The organism is Actinomadura citrea (genome assembly GCF_013409045.1).
In the GTDB taxonomy this organism is placed as follows: domain Bacteria; phylum Actinomycetota; class Actinomycetes; order Streptosporangiales; family Streptosporangiaceae; genus Spirillospora; species Spirillospora citrea.
On sequence record NZ_JACCBT010000001.1, the window covers coordinates 6,469,585 to 6,486,507 of the forward strand.

Below are 16,923 nucleotides of genomic sequence, written 5' to 3' on the forward strand. Positions count from 1 at the left end.
ATGCTAAGCCCTCGATCAGGCGCGACACAATAGGACGACCCACCTCAATTAGGCCACGAGCCCGCTGACCTGCGACGATCATCTGGGAGCGCTCCCATGAGCAGGCTCAGCGGCTGCACTCCGTGCCGTTCAGCGTGAACCGCGAGGGCGCGCCGTTGGCGCCGTCCTGGCTCCCGAGGAACCCGAACTCGGCCGTCCCGTGCGGCGGGATCGACCGGTTCCACTCCGCCGCCGTCACCGTGACGGACGCCCCGTCCTGCGATCGGCCGCCGTTCCACAGCTGGGTGATCGCCTGCCCGTCGGGGAACGCGAAGCCCAGCGTCCAGCCGTCGATCGCGCCGTTTCCGAGGTTGGTGATGCGGACGGTCGCCTGGAAGCCCCGCGGCCACGTCCCGTCGACGCGGTACGACACCGAGCACGCGGCCGCCGCGGCCGTCGTCCGGCCCGCCGGCGGGGACGGCGCCGGCGGTTTCGCGCCGGCCTGATCGGAGGAGTCGGGCGCGAGGGCGGCCAGCAGCGCGGCCAGCGCGACCAGGGCCCCGGCCGCGACCCCGGCGATCAGCAGCGGGCGCCGCCCGGCCCCTCGCCGGTGAGGCCCGGGGTCGTCCAGGACGCGGGTCGGGTTGCGGGGCCGATCCGGAGGCGGAAGGCCGGCGGGCGCGGCGGCGCCGGGGACGTGGAGCTGGACGCCCGCGGCGCCGGCCAGGAGGCGGGCCGCTCCGGCGGCGGTGGGGCGCGCGCCCGGGTCCGGGGACAGGCAGTCGCGGCAGAGGGCGGCGACCTCGTCCGGCGTGTCCTTCCGGAAGGCCGACGAGGGCGTGGGCGGGGCACCGGTCAGGCACTCGTGCAGGACGACGCCCAGGGAGTAGACGTCGGCCGCCGGTGTCGGGGGCGTCCCGCTCACCAGTTCGGGCGCCATGTAGGCGGGCGTGCCCATCACCGGTCCGCCCGTCGTGCCGGTGAACGCGATGCCGAAGTCGAGGACCTTCACCTCGACCGGGGTGAGGTAGACGTTCCCGGGCTTGATGTCGCGGTGCACGATGCCGGCGTCGTGGGCCGCGGACAGGGCGTCGGCGACCTGGGCGCAGATTCCGGCCGCCTCGCGCCAGGGCAGCGGGCCGCGCGACAGGCGCACGGCCAGGCTCTCGCCGTCCAGCAACTCCATGACCACGTACGGGATCCGGCGGGACTCGCGCCGCGCGGACCCCTGCGAGCCGATCCGGTGCTCGCCGTAGTCGTAGACGCCGGTGATGCCGGGGTGGGTGAGGGCCGCGGCGGCCTGAGCCTCCTGGCGCAGGCGCCGCGCGAACTCCTCGGGCCCGCCGTCCTTGGGGACCTTGACCGCGACGGCGCGGTCGAGCACGGTGTCGACCGCGCGCCAGACGGTCGCCATGCCGCCGGCGCCGAGAGGCCGCTCGATGCGGTAGCGCCCCCCGAGGCGTTCGCCCGGGGCGATGATCTCGGGCATGGACGAACTCTATGCCGGACTCAGGGAACGAGGTACCGGCTGTCGCGGGCGTCGGTGATCGCCATGTGTCCGGGGGCGTGCCCGATGGCGAGCTTGGGGCGGGAGGCCATCACCGCCGCCTGCGGGGTCACGCCGCAGGCCCAGAACACCGGGATCTCGTCGACCCGGATCTCGACCGGGTCGCCGAAGTCCGGGGCGGACAGGTCGTCGATGCCGAGCTCGACGGGGTCGCCGACGTGCACGGGCGCGCCGTGGACGGAGGGGTACCGGGCCGTCACGCGCACGGCGTCGGCCACCTGCGCCGCCGGGATCGGGCGCATCGAGACGACGAGCGGGCCGCCGAACTCGCCCGCGCGGCGGCACATCCGGTTCGTCCGGTACATCGGGACGTTGCAGCCCTGCTCGATGTGCCGGACGGGGACGCCGGCCTCGCGGAGCGCGTCCTCGAAGGTGAAGCTGCACCCGATGAGGAACGAGACGAGGTCCTCGCGCCAGTAGGCGGTCACGTCGCCCACCTCGGCGACTGGCTCCCCGTGCTCGTAGACGACGTAGCCGGGCAGGTCGGTGCGCAGGTCCCCGGCGAACAGCGGGGCGGCTGTCTCGCCGGGCTCGGTGACGTCCAGGACGGGGCACGGCCCGGGGTTGCGCTGCGCGAACAGCAGCAGGTCGAAGGCGTACTCGCGCGGGACGGCGATGAGGTTCGCCTGCGTCCAGCCGGAGCACCAGCCGGACGTGGGAACGCGCAGGCCGGCCCGGAACAGGGACCTCGCCTGGTCCGGCGAGAGCGCGCCCGGGTCGAGGGGTGCGGTCATGGTCTGTCCTCCCGGAGGTTCGGTGCGGGGTGCGGCCGGAACCGGAGCCGCTGCCCGGGACGGGCCTGGGCGGCGCGTCCGATGTCGGCGGAGGCGACCACCGCGATCACGGGGTAGCCGCCGGTGAGCGGGTGGTCGGCGAGGAACAGCACCGGCCGCCCGGACGGCGGGACCTGCAGCGCCCCGGTGACCGTCCCCTCGCTGGGCAGCTCGCCGCGCCCGGCGTGCTCCAGTCCCGGCCCGTCCAGGCGCATGCCGACGCGGTCGATCTCGCTGGTCACCGTGTAGGCGGCGGAGAAGAGGGCGTCCAGCGCGCCGGGGGCGAACCGGTCGTGGCGGGGGCCGGGCATCGCGCGCAGCTCGATGTCGCCGCCGCCCGGCGCGCGGACGGGCGCGGCGTCCAGGAGCGGCGCGGCGGCGGGCGGCGCGCCGACGGGAAGCAGGTCGCCGGGTTCGAGCGGGGCCGGGCCGAGGCCGGAGAGGGTGTCGGTGGAGCGGGACCCGAGGACGGGCGGGACGGCGACGCCGCCGCGCACGGCCAGGTAGCTGCGCAGTCCGGAGGGCGGGGCGCCCATCCGCAGTTCGGCGCCGTCCGGGACGTGGAGGACCGAGTAGGGGGCCTCGGAGCGGCCCTCCACGAGCAGCGGGGCGGGCGCACCGGTCACCGCGGCGAACACGCCGCCGCGGCAGCGCACGTGCAGGCCGCCGAAGGTGACCTCGACCGCGGCCTCCTCCTCGGGGTTGCCGAGCAGCCGGTTGGCGAGTCGGAACGAGCCCGGGTCCGCGGCGCCCGACACCCCCACGCCGAGCGCCGCGTGACCCGAGCGGCCCAGGTCCTGGACTGTCGCCAGGGGTCCTGTGCGGAGAACGTCCAGACGGCGCCTCACAGTTCCCTCCGGACGAAGCGGACCCGGGTCCCCGGGCGGAGCAGGGCGGGCGGATCGCGTTCGAGGTCCCACAGGACGGCCTCCGTGCGTCCGATGAGGCGCCAGCCGCCGGGGGACTCGACCGGGTAGACGCCGCTGAAGCGCCCGGCGAGACCGACCGCGCCCGCGGGGACGCGGACGCGGGGCGTCGCGCGGCGCGGGACGTCCAAACGCGGGTCACCGCCCTCCAGGTAGCCGAACCCGGGCGCGAACCCGGTGAACGCGACCCGCCACGGGGTCCCGGTGTGCGCGGCGACGACCTCGTCCGGGGCGAGCCCGGTGAGGCGGGCGACCTCGGCGAGGTCGTCGCCGTCGTAGACGACGGGGATCTCGGCCTCGCCGGCGCCTCCGTCCGCAGTGCCCGGCCGGGTGGCGCGCACCGCGGCGGCAACCGCGGCCGGGTCGGCGGACGGGTCCAGCAGCAGGGTCAGGGTGCGGGCCGCCGGGACGAGGTCGGCGACGCCGGGCGGCGGGGACGCGGCGAGCGCCGCGTACAGGCCGAGCATCTCCGGCAGGTCCGGCAGTTCGACCAGCAGCGCCGCGTCGCCGTTCGGGAGGATCCGCACCCCGCCCTCACTTCCAGAGGTCGTCGAGCCCGGACAGGCTGTTCCAGCCCAGGTAGAGCGACAGCAGCCAGGCCGCCACGCCGATGGCGAGGAGCCAGACCGGGTAGCGGTGGCCGCCGAGCAGGTCCCGGCGGCGGGCGGCCGCCCACAGCAGCACGGCGAGCCCGAACGGCAGGATCAGCCCGTTCAGCGCGCCCGCGAGGACGAGCAGCTTCGCCGGGGCGGTGCCGATCACGAGGTAGATGGCGGCGGAGACGAGGATGAACGCGACGACCAGCCGGTTGCGGTGCCGCTCGACGAAGGAGGAGAACGACACGAGGAAGGACACCGAGGTGTAGGACGCGCCGATGACCGAGGTGATCGCGGCCGACCACATGATCAGGCCGAAGACGCGCAGGCCGGCCTCTCCCGCAGCGTTCTCGAAGGCCGAGGCGGGGGCGTTCTCCTTGGCGAGGGTCACCCCGCCGGCGACGACGCCGAGGACGGCGAGGAACAGCAGCACGCGCATGAGGCCGGTGACGAGGACGCCGGTGACGGCGCTGCGGTTGATCTCCTTGACGTTGTCCGGTCCGGTCACCCCGGACTCGATCATGCGGTGCGCGCCCGCGTAGGTGATGTAGCCGCCGACCGTCCCGCCGATGAGCGTGGTGATGACCAGGAAGTCGACGGTCTCCGGCGCCACGCTCTGCCGGAGCGCGTCCCCGACGGGCGGCTCGGACACGAACGCCACGTACAGGGTCAGCAGGATCATCACGGCGCCGAGCACGACGACGATCCGGTCCATGGCGACGCCGGCCCGCCGGACCAGGAAGATCGCGATGGCGGCCAGCGCGGAGAGCGTGCCGCCGATCTTGACGTCCAGGCCGAGCAGCGCGTTCAGCCCGAGCGCGGCGCCGGCGACGTTGCCGATGTTGAACACCAGCCCGCCGAACACGTCCAGCGCGGCGAGGCCGTACCCGGCGCCGGGCAGGACGCGGTTGCCGAGCTCCTGGGCGCGCATCCTCGAGACGCCGACGACGCGCCACACGTTCAACTGGATCGCGACGTCCACCAGCACGGACACGAGGATCGCGAACGCGAACGCGGCGCCGAGCTCGGCGGTGAAGACGGTGGTCTGGGTGATGAAGCCGGGTCCGATGGCGCTGGTCGCCATCAGGAACATGGCGCCGGTGAGCGCGGCGCGACGCGAGCGGGCGGCCGGTTCCGTGGTGGTGTCGAGGGTCGCTGGGTCCGTCATGGCGGGGCCCTTCCAGGGGGTTCGACTTTCCGCAAGCGTAGGGATTGTTCAACAATCCATCAAGAGACCTGTTGATGCATTCTCCCGTCCTCGGGGATAGGCTGGCCTCCCCGAACCTTCGCGCGTCCTCCCGCGCCTACCCCCGGAAGGTGGCTGATGCCCGTGCCGGCGCAGGGCTCGTGGCTGGCCGGCATCGCGGCCGCCCGGCACGACCTCGACCGCACCAGCACCGCCGCGCGGATCGCCGGCCTGCTGCGCGAGCAGATCACCGACGGGCGGCTCGCCCCCGGCGAGCGCGTCCGCGAGGAGGAGCTGGGCGAGGCCCTGAAGGTCTCGCGCAACACCGTGCGCGAGGCGTTCCGGCTGCTCGCGCAGGAGCGGCTGCTCGTCCACGAGTTCAACCGGGGCGTGTTCGTGCGCCGGGTCACCGCCGACGGCCTCGCCGACCTCTACCGGGTCCGTCGGATCCTGGAGTGCGAGGGCGTACGGTGCGCGCGGGAGGCCCCCGCGGGGTCGTTCGGCCGGGTGGAGGCCGCGGTCCTGGACGGCGAGCGCGCCGCCGCCGCCGGGCGCTGGCCGGACGTCGGCACCGCCGACATACGCTTCCACCAGGCCATCGCCGCACTGGTGGGCAGCCCGCGGGTGGACGAGATGATCCAGCACCTGCTGGCCGAGATGCGCCTGGTCTTCCACGAGATGGGCTCGCCGCGCAAGTTCCACGAGCCCTACCTGGCCCGCAACCGGCGGATCCACGACCTGATGGCGGGCGGCGACCTCGCCGGGGCGGAGCGGGAGCTGCGCTCCTACCTCGACGACGCCGAGAAGCAGCTCACGAACGCGTATCGCGCGGAGGCCCCCTGAGGAGGCGGGGTCACGGGGCGTAGTTCATGACGTGGTCGTGCAGCAGCTGCGGCGCGGCCGGGTCGGCGCGGCGGAACGCCTCGATCAGCTCGGCGTGCTCGGCCGACTTGGAGTAGATCTCCGTGTGGTGCAGGCGCAGGGACAGTGTCGTCCACAGCTCGATGCCGAGCCCCTCCCACACCGAGACGAGCAGCCGGTTGCCGGCCGTCTCGACGATCTCGCGGTGGAAGGCGATGCTCAGCCGCATCTGCTCGTGCAGGTCGCCTTCCCGGGCGGCCTCGCCGAGCCGGCGGTTGTGCGCCTCCAGCGCGTCCAGGCAGTCGGCGAGCCGGGGCAGCGCCAGCTCCACGGCCGTCCGCTCCAGGCCGGCGCGGACGGGGAAGATCTCGGCCAGGTCCTGCTCGGTGAAGTCGCGGACCCGGGCGCCCCGGTTCGGCAGCGTCTCGATCAGCCGCTGCGCCTCCAGCTGGCGCAGCGCCTCCCGGACGGGCCCCTGGCTCACGCCCAGCTCGGTCGCGATGCGGCGCTCGACGATGCGCTCCCCCGGCTCCCATCGCCCGGAGCTGATGCCCTCCACGATGAACTCGCGGATCTGGTCGGCGAGCCCGGTGCGGAGCAGCTGGTCGGAGGTCTTCACGAAACTGGATCGTAGCGCCACGGCCGGTAAGTGCCTCTTGACGGGTGAGCGGTTCGTGCGAGATACAATATGATCGATCATAGATCAATGATGATCGGGAGTGTCGTGGCGATCCTACGGCGCTGCCCCGGACAGAGGAAGGTCGCCGATGGCTGAGACCGTTCAGGCCGCACCGGCGCGGAGCCGGCGGGCGCGCGGCGCCAAGGCTCCCGGGCCGAAGACCGACGCGGCGGCGCCGGAGGCGGCGTCCCCGGCGGCCGACGCCGGCACTCTCGTCGGCTACTACCGGCAGATGCTGCTGATCAGGCGGTTCGAGGAGCGGGCCGCCCGCGCCTACACCGAGGCCAAGATCGGCGGCTACTGCCACCTGAACCTCGGCGAGGAGGCCACGGTCGTCGGGCTGATGGCCGCGCTGCGCCCCACCGACTACCTGTTCACCAACTACCGCGAGCACGGCTACGCCCTCGCCAAGGGCATCGGCGCGGAGCGCGTCATGGCCGAGTTGTACGGGCGGTCCACGGGCGTGTCCAAGGGCTGGGGCGGGTCGATGCACCTGTTCGACGCCGAGGCCCGGCTGCTCGGCGGGTACGGGATCGTCGGCGGGCAGGTGCCCCTCGCGGCCGGCGCGGCGCTCGCCGTCTCCTACAAGGGCGGCGACGAGGTCGTCATGTGCCAGATGGGCGACGGGACGACCGCGATCGGAGCGTTCCACGAGTCGCTGAACATCGCCGCCCTCTGGAACCTCCCGGTCGTCTTCGTCGTGATCAACAACGGTCTCGGCATGGGCACCACCGTGGAGAACTCCGCGGCCGAGCCGGAGCTGTACCGGCGCGGCGCCGCGTACCGGACGGAGAGCCTGCGGGTGGACGGCACCGACGTGCTCGCGGTGCGCGACGCCGCGCGTACCGCCGTCGAGCGCGCCCGCGCCGAGAGCAGGCCGTACCTGCTGGAGACCGTCAGCCCCCGGCTGAAGGGCCACTCGGTCGTCGACCCCGCCCGCTACCGGTCCAAGGAGGAGAAGGAGGCCCTGAAGGCCGCCGACCCCCTCGCCCGGATGGCGCTGGACCTGGAGGACGCCGGGATCCTGTCCGCCGACGACCGCGACCGGCTGGACGCCGAGGTGACGGCGGAGATCGATGCCGCCGCCGCGTTCGCCGACGACAGCCCCGCGCCCGACGTGTCCACGCTGTTCGACTACACCTACGCCACCCCGGTCCCGGGCGAGCTGCGCCGGCTCCCCGCCGACCCCGTATTCGGTTCCTGAGAGGCACCCATGGCAACCGTGACCTACCGCCAGGCCCTCCGGGACACGCTCCGCGCCGAGATGCTCCGCGACGAGAACGTCTTCCTGATGGGCGAGGAGATCGGGCTCTTCGAGGGCTCCTACAAGATCACCGAGGGGCTGCTGAAGGAGTTCGGGCCGCGCCGCGTACGCGACACCCCGATCGCCGAGGAGGGCTTCGTCGGCGCCGCGATCGGTGCCGCGATGCTCGGCCTGCGCCCCGTCGTGGAGATCATGACGATCAACTTCTCGCTGCTGGCGCTGGACCAGATCGTCAACCACGCCGCGAAGATCTACGGCATGTTCGGCGGGCAGGCCAGCGTGCCGATGGTGATCCGCACGCCGGGCGGCGGCGGCCAGCAGCTCGGCGCCACCCACTCGCAGAACGTCGAGCTGTTCTACTCGTTCATCCCCGGCCTGAAGGTGCTCGCGCCGAGCACGCCCGCCGAGGCGTCGGCGATGCTGAAGGCCGCGATCCGCGACGACGACCCGGTGCTGTTCCTGGAGAACCTCGCCCTCTACAACACCAAGGGCGAACTGCCCGCCGCGGTCGAGGACGTCGAGCCCGCCGAGATCGGCCGCGCCGCCGTGACCCGTCCGGGCACCGACATCACGATCATCGGCTACTCCCGGATGGCCCGCGTCGCCTCGGAGGTGGCCGAGACCCTCGCCGCGGAGGGCGTCTCCGCCGAGGTCGTGGACCTGCGCAGCCTGCGCCCGCTCGACCGGCAGACCGTCGTCGACTCCGTCCGCCGGACCGGCTGCGCCGTCGTGGCCGAGGACGACTGGCTGACCTACGGCATCGGCGCCGAGATCGCCGCGACGATCCAGGAGGGGGCGTTCGACTGGCTGGACGCCCCGGTCCGGCGCGTCGCGATGGCCGAGGTGCCGCTCCCCTACGCCAAGTCCCTGGAGACGGCGGCGCTGCCGTCCGCCGAGTCCCTGCTGACCGCCGTGCGCGCCACGCTCCGCGCGACCGGCCGCATCACGCCGGGGACGGACGCCACGTCCCCGCGACCCGCTCTGGAGCCCGTGCGATGACCGAGATCCTCATGCCCCGCCTCTCCGACACGATGGAGGAGGGCGTCATCAGCTCCTGGCAGAAGCAGCCGGGAGACGAGGTCGCGGTCGGCGACGTCATCGTCGACATCGAGACCGACAAGGCGGTCATGGAGTACGAGGCCTACGAGGCCGGCGTGCTGGAGAAGATCCTCGTCGCCGAGGGCGAGACCGCCGCGATCGGCGCCCCGATCGCGGTGATCGCCCCCGCCGGCGGCGCCCGTCCCGAGCCCGCGCCCGCCGCCGAGGCGCGGCCCGCGGCCGAGCCGGAGCAGGCGCCCGCCGCCAAGGCCTCGCCCGAGCCCGAGGCCGCGCCCGAGGCGGCGCCGGTCGCCACGGCCGCCCCGCGGGCCGCGGGACGCCCGACCGCCTCCCGCCCGCCGTCGTCGCCGCTGGCGCGCCGGCTGGCCCGCGACCACGGCATCGACCTGGCCGCCCTCACCGGCTCCGGCCCGGGCGGGCGCATCGTCCGCGCCGACATCGAGGCCGCCGTGCGCGCCGCCGGCCCGGCGACGCCCGCCCCGGCCGCCGCCGAGGCCGCCACCGCTCGCGCCGCCGTCAACGGGGCCTCCGCACCGTCGGCGCCCGCCGTCCAGGCCCGGGCCGACGACCCGGACGTGGAGGCCGTCCCGCTCAACCGCTTCCGCAAGGTCGCGGCCAGGCGGCTGACCGAGAGCAAGCGCGAGGCACCGCACTTCTACCTGAACCGCGAGGTGGACGCGGGCGCCCTGCTGGCGTTCCGCGCGACGCTCAACGAGGCCCTCGCCCCGGCGAAGGTCAGCGTGAACGACCTGGTCGTGAAGGCGGTGGCGACGGCGCTGCGCGAGCACCCGGCGGTGAACGTCTCCTACACCGAGGAGAACCTGCTCTTCCACAAGCGGGTGCACGTCGGCGTGGCGGTGGCGGTCGAGGACGGCCTCGTCGTCCCGGTCGTCCGCGACGCCGACCGCATGAGCGTCTCGCAGATCGGCCGGGAGACCCGCGAGCTCGCCGCCAAGGCCCGCGACGGCAAGCTGTCCGCCCGGGAGATGAGCGGCGGCACGTTCAGCGTCAGCAACCTCGGCATGTTCGGCGTGGACTCGTTCTCCGCGGTGATCAACCCGCCGGAGGCCGCCATCCTCGCCGTGGGCGCCGTCCGCGAGGAACCCGTCGTCCGCGACGGCCAGGTCGTCCCCGGCAAGCGCATGACGGTCACCCTCTCGGTCGACCACCGCGCCACCGACGGCGCGACGGCCGCGAAGTTCCTGGCCCGCCTCGCCGAGCTGCTGCAGAACCCGCTGCTCATCGTCGCGTAGCCCCGCACGGAACCCCCGCACGGAACGCGGAAGGGCCCTCGCCGCCGGCGGCGAGGGCCCTTCCGCGTTCCGTCAGGGGTTCAGAGCATGACGCGGCCGCCGGTGACGTCGAGGGTGAGGCCCGTCAGCCAGGTGGACTGGGACGAGGCCAGGAAGAGCGCGGCGGCCGCCACGTCGCCCGGTTCGCCGAGACGGGCGAGCGGGTGGGAGGCGGCCACGGCGTCCTGGGTCTCCGGCGGCATGAACCGGGCGGTGCGCTCGGTGCGGATCGTGCCGGGGGCGACGCAGTTGACGCGGACCCCGTCCTGTCCGGCCTCGGCGGCGGCGTGGCGGGTGAGGGCCTGGACGCCCGCCTTGGCGGCCTCGTAGGCGACGGGGGCGCCCCACGGGTTGCCCAGTTCCCGGCCGCCGCCCCCCGGCAGGTTCGTCGGCAGGCGCCCGGCCGACGACGACATCGTGATGATCGATCCGGCCTTCCGCTCCTGCATGCCGGGCAGGAACGCCTTCAGGGTGAGGAAGGTCGCGGTGAGGTTGCCGTCGAGGACCGACCGCCACTCCTGCTCGGTCATGGCCGCGGTCGGGCCGGGCCGCGCGATCCCGCCGCCGGCGAAGGCGCACAGGACGCTGGCCGGGCCGAGCTCGTCCTCGATCCGCAGGCGCGCGGACTCGACGGCGGCCAGGTCGGTGACGTCGGCCGCGACGCCGATCCCGCCGGTCTCCCCGGCCACCTGGTCGAGCGCCGCCCGGTCGCGTCCGATGACGGCGACCCTGGCGCCCTCGGCGGCGAACGCGCGTGCCGTGGCGGCGCCGATGCCGCGCGAGCCGCCGGTGATGACCGCGACCATGCCGTTGAGCTCGGAATACATCAATGCCTCCTGGTCAGGTGCCTGCCTTCCTGATTCTGAGTGAGCGCTCACTCATTGTCAAGCGGGAGCGGCGCGGTGGTGGCCGTATCCGGCCACCGGCCGGGTTCGACCAATCAGATCCGGCGGGGGCCGCGAAGTATCCGCGGGCATGGCGAAGAGACCGGTCGATCCGGCGTCGCGGCAACGTAGCCCAGCGCCACGGAACGGCGCCGCCGCGGCGAGCACCCGGAGACCGGCGAGGGTTCCACGATGCCGACACTCCATCCAGCCGGGGGAACGTCCAGGGCGCGGGTCGTCGCGATGGTCGCCGCCGGGGGCCTGCTTCTCGCGGGCGGGTTCGCCGGACTCGCGCCGCGGCAGGGCACCGCGTCCAGCCACCGCGAGGCGCCGCTCATCTCGGGGCAGCCGCAGTACGACAACACCGACGTGTACGCGTTCGTCAGTCCGGACAGGCCGGACACCACCACACTGATCGCGAACTTCGTTCCGTTCCAGGACCCGGCGGGCGGGCCGAACTTCTACAAGTTCGCGCGGGACGCCAGGTACGACCTCAACGTCGACAACGACGGCGACTCGCTGCCCGACCTCACCTACCGGTTCCGCTTCCACGACCGGCTGAAGAACGCGAACACCTTCCTCTACAACACCGGGCCGGTGACGGGCCTGGACGACCCCGACCTCAACTTCACGCAGACCTACGACCTGACGCTGGTCCGGCGGGTCGACGGCCAGGTCCGGAGCGTGCGCACGCTCGCCGAGAACGCGCCCGTCGCGCCGTCCAACGTGGGCAAGGCGTCCATGCCGGACTACGCAAAGCTGCGCACCCAGGCGGTCAGGCCGCTCGGCGACGGGACGACGTCGTTCGCCGGGCAGGCCGACGACCCGTTCTTCCTCGACCTGCGGGTGTTCGACCTGCTGTACGGCGCGAACCTGAAGGAGGTCGGGAACGACACGCTGAGCGGCTACAACGTCAACACGGTCGCGCTGCAGGTCCCGACGCGCCACCTCGTCACGGGGCACGACCCGGTGATCGGGGTGAACTCGACCGTGGCGCGGCTCTCCGCGTCCGGCGCGTACGCGCAGGTGTCGCGGCTCGGGAGCCCGCTGGTGAACGAGGTGGTCATTCCGCGCGGCAGGAAGGACGCCTTCAACGCGTCCACCCCGTGGCAGGACGCACAGTTCGCCGGGTTCGTCACCGACCCCGAGCTGCCGAAGCTCATCGAGAAGATCTACAAGATCCCGGCGCCGCCCGGGCCGCGCAAGGACCTCGTCCAGGCGTTCCTCACCGGGGTGCCGGGGCTGAACCAGCCGGCGCACGTGCGGCCGGCGGAGCTGCTGCGGCTGAACACCTCGGTCAAGCCGACCGCGACCCCGGACCGGCTGGGTGTGCTAGGCGGCGACAAGGCGGGCTTCCCGAACGGGCGACGGCTCACCGACGACGTCGTCGACATCGAGCTGCAGGCCGTCGAGGGCGAGCTGCTCGGCAAGAAGAACGACCTCGGCGACGCGGTCAACGTCAACGACGCCGGGTTCGGCAAGAGCTTCCCGTACGTCGCGCAGCCCCACTCGGGGTCGGACGTGCGCGGCGCGACGAAGCCGGGGACGAAGGCCGCGGGCGCGGCGGGCAAGGGCGACGGCGGGCCCGTGAACTTCCTCAACGCGGGCGCCACGGAGACCACATCGGACGGCGAGGGCGGGACGATCCCGCTGGCACCGGTCGCGGCGGTGGCGGGCGCGGGAGCGTTCGTGCTGGTCGGCGGGCTGCTGTGGCTGCGGCGCCGGCGTCCCGAGACGGGACGGCACGAGAACTGATGCGTCCCCTCATCACCGGGGCCTCGGCGGCGGGGCTCGTCGCGGCGCTCACCCTCGGATCGGCGGTCGCGTTCGGCCGCCCGTCCGGGGAGCGCGCCGCGGCGGCCCCGGCCGGGGCCCCGGCCCCGGGCATCGCCGGCCTGCAGAAGAGGCTGCGCGAGCAGCCCCGCGACGCCGCGGGCTGGGCGTCCCTCGGAATCGCGTACGTGGAGCAGGCCCGGGTGACCGCGGACCCGACGTACTACCCGAAGGCGGACGAGGTGCTCCACCGGTCCCTCCGGGAGGCGCCCGGGAACGACGGCGCGCTGGCGGGGCTCGGCGCACTCGCGGCGGCGCGCCACGACTTCCACGGGGCGCTGCGGTACGCGGACGGGGCGCTCAAGGCGAACCCCTACGGGCAGCGCGCCGCGGCCGTCCGGGTGGACGCGCTGGTGGAGCTCGGCCGCTACGACGGCGCCCTGGCCGCCGCCCGCCGGGCGGACGCCGTCCGCCCGGGGATCCCGGTCTTCACCCGGCTCGCGTACGTGCGGGAGCTGCGCGGGGAGGTCGCGGAGGCGCGCCGGGTGCTGGGGCTCGCGCGGGCCTCGGCCACCGACCGCGGCGACCTGGCCTACATCGCGGTGCAGCTCGGCGAGCTGGCCTGGAACGACGGCGACCTCGGCCGGGCGCGGCGCGAGTACGCCGAGGCGCTGCGCCTGTCCCCCGGCCACCTGCCCGCCATGGACGGCGAGGCCCGCGTCAGGGCCGCGCGGGGCGACACGGCCGGGGCGCTCGCCGAGCGGGCCGAGATCGTCCGGCGGCTCCCGCTGCCGCAGTACCTCACCGAGTACGGGGAGCTGCTGGAGTCGGCCGGACGCCGGGACGAGGCGGGACGGCAGTACGCGGTCGCGGCGGCGTGGGCGCGGATCGCCAGGGCCAACGGAGTCGACGCCGACCTGGAGACCGCGCTGTCCGAGAGCGACCACGGCGACGCCGGGGACGCGCTGCGGGCGGCGCGGGCCGAGTACCGGCGGCGCTGCCCGGGCGCGGGCGTGCGGCAGTGCGGCGTGCACGCGGCCGACGCCCTGGCCTGGGCGCTGCACGTCAACGGGCGGGACGGCGAGGCCCTCCGCTACGCCCGGCAGGCGACGGCCACCGGATACCGCCGCGCGTCCTTCCGGTTCCATCTCGGCGTCATCGAGAAGGCCCTCGGCGAGCGGGCCGCGGCGCGGCGCGACCTGGCCGGGTCGCTGCGCCGCAACCCGGGCTTCTCACCGCTGTGGGCGCCGCGCGCCAAGGCGGCCCTGGACGACCTGGAAGGTGCGTCGTGATCGTTCTCGCCCTCGCCGCCGGGATGCTCGCCGCGCATCCCCTGGGCAACTTCACCGTCAACCACTACGACGGGCTGGTCGCGGCGCCGCACGAGCTGCGGATCGACCACGTCGAGGACCTCGCCGAGATCCCCGCCGCGCAGGCGATGCCGGGGCTCGACGCCGACCACGACGGGCGCCCGTCGGGCGGCGAGCTCGCGACCTGGGCGGGCGGGGCCTGTGCGCGGGCGGCCTCGTCCTTGCGCATCACGGTGGGCGGGCGCCCCGTCACCGCGACGGTCGCCTCCGCCGCGGCGTCGGCTCCGCGCGGGCAGGCGGGACTGCCGACGCTGCGGCTCGAATGCCGGATCACCGCACCCGCCGGGCCGGGGAGCGTCTCCTTCCGGGCCGGCGACGCCGACGGCCGGATCGGCTGGCGGGAGGTCAGCGCGCGGGGCGACCGGATGACGCTCGCCGCGTCCGACGTGCCCGGGTCGTCGCGCAGCCGCCGCCTCACCGCCTACCCGGCGGACATGCTCGCCTCCCCGCTCGACCAGCGGTCGGCGTCCCTCGACGTGCGGGCGGGCGGGCCGCCGCTCGCGGCCCCCGCGCCCGTCGGCGGGCCCGGAGCGCTGCTGCCGCGCGGCGCCGACGGGCTGACGCAGAAGTTCACGTCGCTGGTCGCGCGGCACGACCTCACTCCCGGCTTCGCGGCCCTGGCGTTCCTGATCGCGCTGCTGCTCGGCGCCCTGCACGCGCTCGCCCCCGGCCACGGCAAGACGATCATGGCGGCGCACGCGATGGGGGACGCGCGGCGCCGGACGCGGGACGTCCTCGCGCTCGGCCTGACGGTCACCCTCACCCACACGGCCGGCGTCCTGGCCCTCGGCCTCCTCGTGACGTCCGGGGCCCTGCTGGCGCCCGAGGCGCTGTTCCCCTGGCTCGGCGCGGCGGGCGGCGTCCTCGTGACGGCGGCGGGGGCGCTGCTGCTGCGGCGCGCCCTGCGCAACCGGCACCACGGTCACGGCCACGGGCACGGGCACGGGCACGGCCACGGCCACGGGCACGGAGACGGACACGGGCCCGTGCGTTCGCGGCGCGGCGGGGTCGTGCTGATGGGGCTGGCGGGCGGCATGGTGCCGAGCCCGTCGGCGGTCGTGGTGCTGGTCGGGGGCGCGGCGATCGGCCGTGCCTGGTTCGGGGTCGTGCTCGTCCTGGCCTACGGGCTCGGCCTCGCCGCCGCGCTCATGGCGGCCGGCCTCCTCGTCGCCGGCTCCGCGCGCGCCCTGGCGCGGCGCATTCCGGCCATGCGGATCCGGCTTCCCGGCGGAATGATGCCGATAGGGACGTCCGCGACGGTGGTCGCCCTCGGGCTGGGGCTCACGTTGCGGAGCCTGGTCCTGTGAGTTCCGACCCTGGGCGCTCCCGGATGCGTAGTGCCGTATGGACGGCCCACGGAGGGGAGCGCGGCATGCCGGCAGAGACGGGACCGCCGCACGGCGGCACGGTGTCCGGGCATGACGCGGACGCGCTGCTCGGCCGGACGGCGCGCGGCGACGAGCGCGCGTTCGAGCTGCTGTACGACGTGACCGCGGCGCCCGTGCACGGGCTGGTGCGACGGGTCGTCCGCGATCCGGCGATGGCGGAGGAGGTGACGCAGGAGGTGATGATCGAGGTGTGGCGGTCCGCCGCCCGCTACGACCCGGGCCGCGGCGGCGCGATGGCGTGGATCCTGACGATCGCGCACCGCCGGGCCGTGGACCGCGTCCGGCGCGAGCAGGCCGCGGGCGAGCGCGAGGCGAGAACCGTCCACCCCGGGGCGGGCGGCGCGCACGACCCGGTGGGCGAGCGGGTCGAGGCCCGGCTGGAGCACGAGCGGGTGCGGCGCTGCCTCGGGACGCTCACGCACCTGCAGCACGAGTCGGTGACGCTCGCCTACTACGGCGGGCACTCCTATCGTGAGGTGGCCGCGCTGGTGGGCGCGCCGCCGAACACGGTGCGGACCCGGATGCGCGACGGCATCATCCGGCTGCGCGACTGCCTGGGGGTGGAACGGTGACGAACGATCTGCACGCCCTCGCCGGCGCGTACGCGCTGGACGCGATCGACGACGCCGGGGAGCGGCGGTCGTTCGAAGAGCATCTGGCGGGGTGCGAGACGTGCGCGACCGAGCTGCGCGAGTTCCGGGCGACGACGGCCCGGCTGGGCATGGCGGTCGCCGAGGCCCCGCCGCCGCGGCTGCGCGCCCGGGTGCTGGCCGACGTCCGGAACGTCCGGCAGCTGCCGCCCGCGCCCCCGGGCCGGGACGCGGACGTGCGGCCGATCCGGCCGAGGCGGTGGCGGCGCGCCGCCGCGGCAGGGCTTGCCGCGGCCGCGTGCCTCGTGACGGCCGCCTCCGTCGGAGTGGCCGTCCACGAACGGCAGCGCGTGGAGCGCGCGGAGACCGCCTACCGGGACGTGGCGTCGGTACTGTCGGCGCCGGACGCGCGCTCAGCGACGGGGCGCGCCGCGGGCGGCGGGACGGTCACGATCGTCGTGTCCGCGTCGCGCGGCGGGGTGGTCGTGGCCTCGTCCGGGCTGCGGGCGCTGCCGTCCTCGAAGGCCTACCAGCTGTGGCTGATCGGCGCGGACGGCCCCCGCTCGGCGGGCCTGCTGCCCGGCGACCCGGATCGCCCGGTCGTCGCCGGGACGTGGCGGCCGCGGGACAAGGTCGGCGTGACCGTGGAGCCCGCCGGCGGGTCCGCGCGTCCGACGACGTCGCCGCTCGTCCTGCTGGACGTCACCTGATCCACTTGTCGTCTGACTGACGATAT

Annotated in this window: 16 protein-coding genes; 9 read left to right on the forward strand and 7 right to left on the reverse strand. The window is 74.9% G+C overall.

The genetic code is table 11. The annotated features are described in order from the left end of the window. Positions 1-106 precede the first annotated feature (106 nt). From BJ999_RS29735 to BJ999_RS29755, 5 genes are read right to left on the reverse strand one after another with little or no spacing between them, the layout of a single operon-like run. Positions 107-1,468 carry a protein kinase domain-containing protein gene (locus BJ999_RS29735; RefSeq protein ID WP_179836322.1) on the reverse strand — a complete coding sequence of 454 codons (1,362 nt, stop codon included), beginning with the start codon at positions 1,466-1,468 and terminating at the stop codon, positions 107-109. A gap of 20 nt (positions 1,469-1,488) precedes the next feature. Beyond that, the gene (locus BJ999_RS29740) at positions 1,489-2,280 is read right to left on the reverse strand and encodes a putative hydro-lyase (RefSeq protein WP_179836323.1); all 792 of its coding nucleotides are present in this window, start codon (positions 2,278-2,280) and stop codon (positions 1,489-1,491) included. After that, complete coding sequence (locus tag BJ999_RS29745) at positions 2,277-3,167, reverse strand: 5-oxoprolinase subunit C family protein (RefSeq protein WP_179836324.1); 891 nt, start codon at positions 3,165-3,167, stop codon at positions 2,277-2,279. Before BJ999_RS29745 ends, BJ999_RS29740 begins: the two co-directional genes overlap by 4 nt. Next, on the reverse strand, positions 3,164-3,772 hold the full coding sequence (locus BJ999_RS29750; RefSeq protein WP_179836325.1) for a 5-oxoprolinase subunit B family protein: 609 nt from the start codon (positions 3,770-3,772) through the stop codon (positions 3,164-3,166). Before BJ999_RS29750 ends, BJ999_RS29745 begins: the two co-directional genes overlap by 4 nt. A gap of 7 nt (positions 3,773-3,779) precedes the next feature. Continuing rightward, the gene (locus tag BJ999_RS29755) at positions 3,780-5,009 is read right to left on the reverse strand and encodes an NRAMP family divalent metal transporter (protein WP_179836326.1); all 1,230 of its coding nucleotides are present in this window, start codon (positions 5,007-5,009) and stop codon (positions 3,780-3,782) included. Positions 5,010-5,165: 156 nt separating this feature from the next. On the opposite strand from BJ999_RS29755, the gene BJ999_RS29760 reads away from it, so the two are divergent. Further along, entirely contained in the window at positions 5,166-5,870 is a 705-nt protein-coding gene (locus BJ999_RS29760; RefSeq protein ID WP_179836327.1) for a GntR family transcriptional regulator, read from the forward strand. Positions 5,871-5,880: 10 nt separating this feature from the next. Here the strand turns inward: BJ999_RS29760 and BJ999_RS29765 are convergent, their stop codons facing one another. Then, the gene (locus BJ999_RS29765; RefSeq protein WP_229810123.1) at positions 5,881-6,507 is read right to left on the reverse strand and encodes a GntR family transcriptional regulator; all 627 of its coding nucleotides are present in this window, start codon (positions 6,505-6,507) and stop codon (positions 5,881-5,883) included. Positions 6,508-6,655: 148 nt separating this feature from the next. Between BJ999_RS29765 and pdhA the strand changes: the two genes are divergently transcribed. From pdhA to BJ999_RS29780, 3 genes are read left to right on the forward strand one after another with little or no spacing between them, the layout of a single operon-like run. Next, positions 6,656-7,771 carry a pyruvate dehydrogenase (acetyl-transferring) E1 component subunit alpha gene (pdhA, locus tag BJ999_RS29770; RefSeq protein ID WP_179836329.1) on the forward strand — a complete coding sequence of 372 codons (1,116 nt, stop codon included), beginning with the start codon at positions 6,656-6,658 and terminating at the stop codon, positions 7,769-7,771. A gap of 9 nt (positions 7,772-7,780) precedes the next feature. Then, positions 7,781-8,830 carry an alpha-ketoacid dehydrogenase subunit beta gene (locus tag BJ999_RS29775; protein ID WP_179836330.1) on the forward strand — a complete coding sequence of 350 codons (1,050 nt, stop codon included), beginning with the start codon at positions 7,781-7,783 and terminating at the stop codon, positions 8,828-8,830. Continuing rightward, positions 8,827-10,143, forward strand: a complete 1,317-nt coding sequence (locus BJ999_RS29780; RefSeq protein ID WP_179836331.1) for a dihydrolipoamide acetyltransferase family protein — start codon at positions 8,827-8,829, stop codon at positions 10,141-10,143. Before BJ999_RS29775 ends, BJ999_RS29780 begins: the two co-directional genes overlap by 4 nt. An 80-nt stretch (positions 10,144-10,223) precedes the next feature. Here BJ999_RS29780 and BJ999_RS29785 read toward each other — a convergent pair whose 3' ends face one another. Further along, positions 10,224-11,009: an SDR family NAD(P)-dependent oxidoreductase gene (locus BJ999_RS29785; RefSeq protein WP_179836332.1), complete on the reverse strand. Its 786-nt coding sequence runs from the start codon at positions 11,007-11,009 to the stop codon at positions 10,224-10,226. 249 nt (positions 11,010-11,258) lie between these two features. Between BJ999_RS29785 and BJ999_RS29790 the strand changes: the two genes are divergently transcribed. The 5 genes from BJ999_RS29790 (at position 11,259) to BJ999_RS29810 (ending at position 16,897) form a co-directional block, all read left to right on the forward strand. Beyond that, complete coding sequence (locus BJ999_RS29790) at positions 11,259-12,821, forward strand: DUF4331 domain-containing protein (RefSeq protein WP_179836333.1); 1,563 nt, start codon at positions 11,259-11,261, stop codon at positions 12,819-12,821. Next, positions 12,821-14,131, forward strand: a complete 1,311-nt coding sequence (locus tag BJ999_RS29795) for a tetratricopeptide repeat protein (protein ID WP_179836334.1) — start codon at positions 12,821-12,823, stop codon at positions 14,129-14,131. The genes BJ999_RS29790 and BJ999_RS29795 overlap by 1 nt, the downstream gene beginning before the upstream one ends. Further along, positions 14,128-15,516, forward strand: coding sequence for a sulfite exporter TauE/SafE family protein (locus tag BJ999_RS29800; protein WP_218935292.1), 1,389 nt, complete (start codon positions 14,128-14,130; stop codon positions 15,514-15,516). Before BJ999_RS29795 ends, BJ999_RS29800 begins: the two co-directional genes overlap by 4 nt. A gap of 65 nt (positions 15,517-15,581) precedes the next feature. Then, the gene (gene sigK, locus BJ999_RS29805; protein WP_179836335.1) at positions 15,582-16,169 is read left to right on the forward strand and encodes an ECF RNA polymerase sigma factor SigK; all 588 of its coding nucleotides are present in this window, start codon (positions 15,582-15,584) and stop codon (positions 16,167-16,169) included. Further along, entirely contained in the window at positions 16,166-16,897 is a 732-nt protein-coding gene (locus tag BJ999_RS29810; RefSeq protein ID WP_179836336.1) for an anti-sigma factor, read from the forward strand. The genes sigK and BJ999_RS29810 overlap by 4 nt, the downstream gene beginning before the upstream one ends. Positions 16,898-16,923: the final 26 nt, after the last annotated feature.

What these genes read in the sequence shown, in the direction of transcription:
- BJ999_RS29735 (WP_179836322.1), bottom strand. Translation starts at nt 1,468, where the DNA reads ATGCCCGAGATCATCGCCCCGGGCGAACGCCTCGGGGGGCGCTACCGC.
- BJ999_RS29740 (WP_179836323.1), bottom strand. Translation starts at nt 2,280, where the DNA reads ATGACCGCACCCCTCGACCCGGGCGCGCTCTCGCCGGACCAGGCGAGG.
- BJ999_RS29755 (WP_179836326.1), bottom strand. Translation starts at nt 5,009, where the DNA reads ATGACGGACCCAGCGACCCTCGACACCACCACGGAACCGGCCGCCCGC.
- BJ999_RS29760 (WP_179836327.1), top strand. Translation starts at nt 5,166, where the DNA reads ATGCCCGTGCCGGCGCAGGGCTCGTGGCTGGCCGGCATCGCGGCCGCC.
- pdhA (WP_179836329.1), top strand. Translation starts at nt 6,656, where the DNA reads ATGGCTGAGACCGTTCAGGCCGCACCGGCGCGGAGCCGGCGGGCGCGC.
- BJ999_RS29775 (WP_179836330.1), top strand. Translation starts at nt 7,781, where the DNA reads ATGGCAACCGTGACCTACCGCCAGGCCCTCCGGGACACGCTCCGCGCC.
- BJ999_RS29780 (WP_179836331.1), top strand. Translation starts at nt 8,827, where the DNA reads ATGACCGAGATCCTCATGCCCCGCCTCTCCGACACGATGGAGGAGGGC.
- BJ999_RS29785 (WP_179836332.1), bottom strand. Translation starts at nt 11,009, where the DNA reads ATGTATTCCGAGCTCAACGGCATGGTCGCGGTCATCACCGGCGGCTCG.
- BJ999_RS29790 (WP_179836333.1), top strand. Translation starts at nt 11,259, where the DNA reads ATGCCGACACTCCATCCAGCCGGGGGAACGTCCAGGGCGCGGGTCGTC.
- BJ999_RS29795 (WP_179836334.1), top strand. Translation starts at nt 12,821, where the DNA reads ATGCGTCCCCTCATCACCGGGGCCTCGGCGGCGGGGCTCGTCGCGGCG.
- sigK (WP_179836335.1), top strand. Translation starts at nt 15,582, where the DNA reads ATGCCGGCAGAGACGGGACCGCCGCACGGCGGCACGGTGTCCGGGCAT.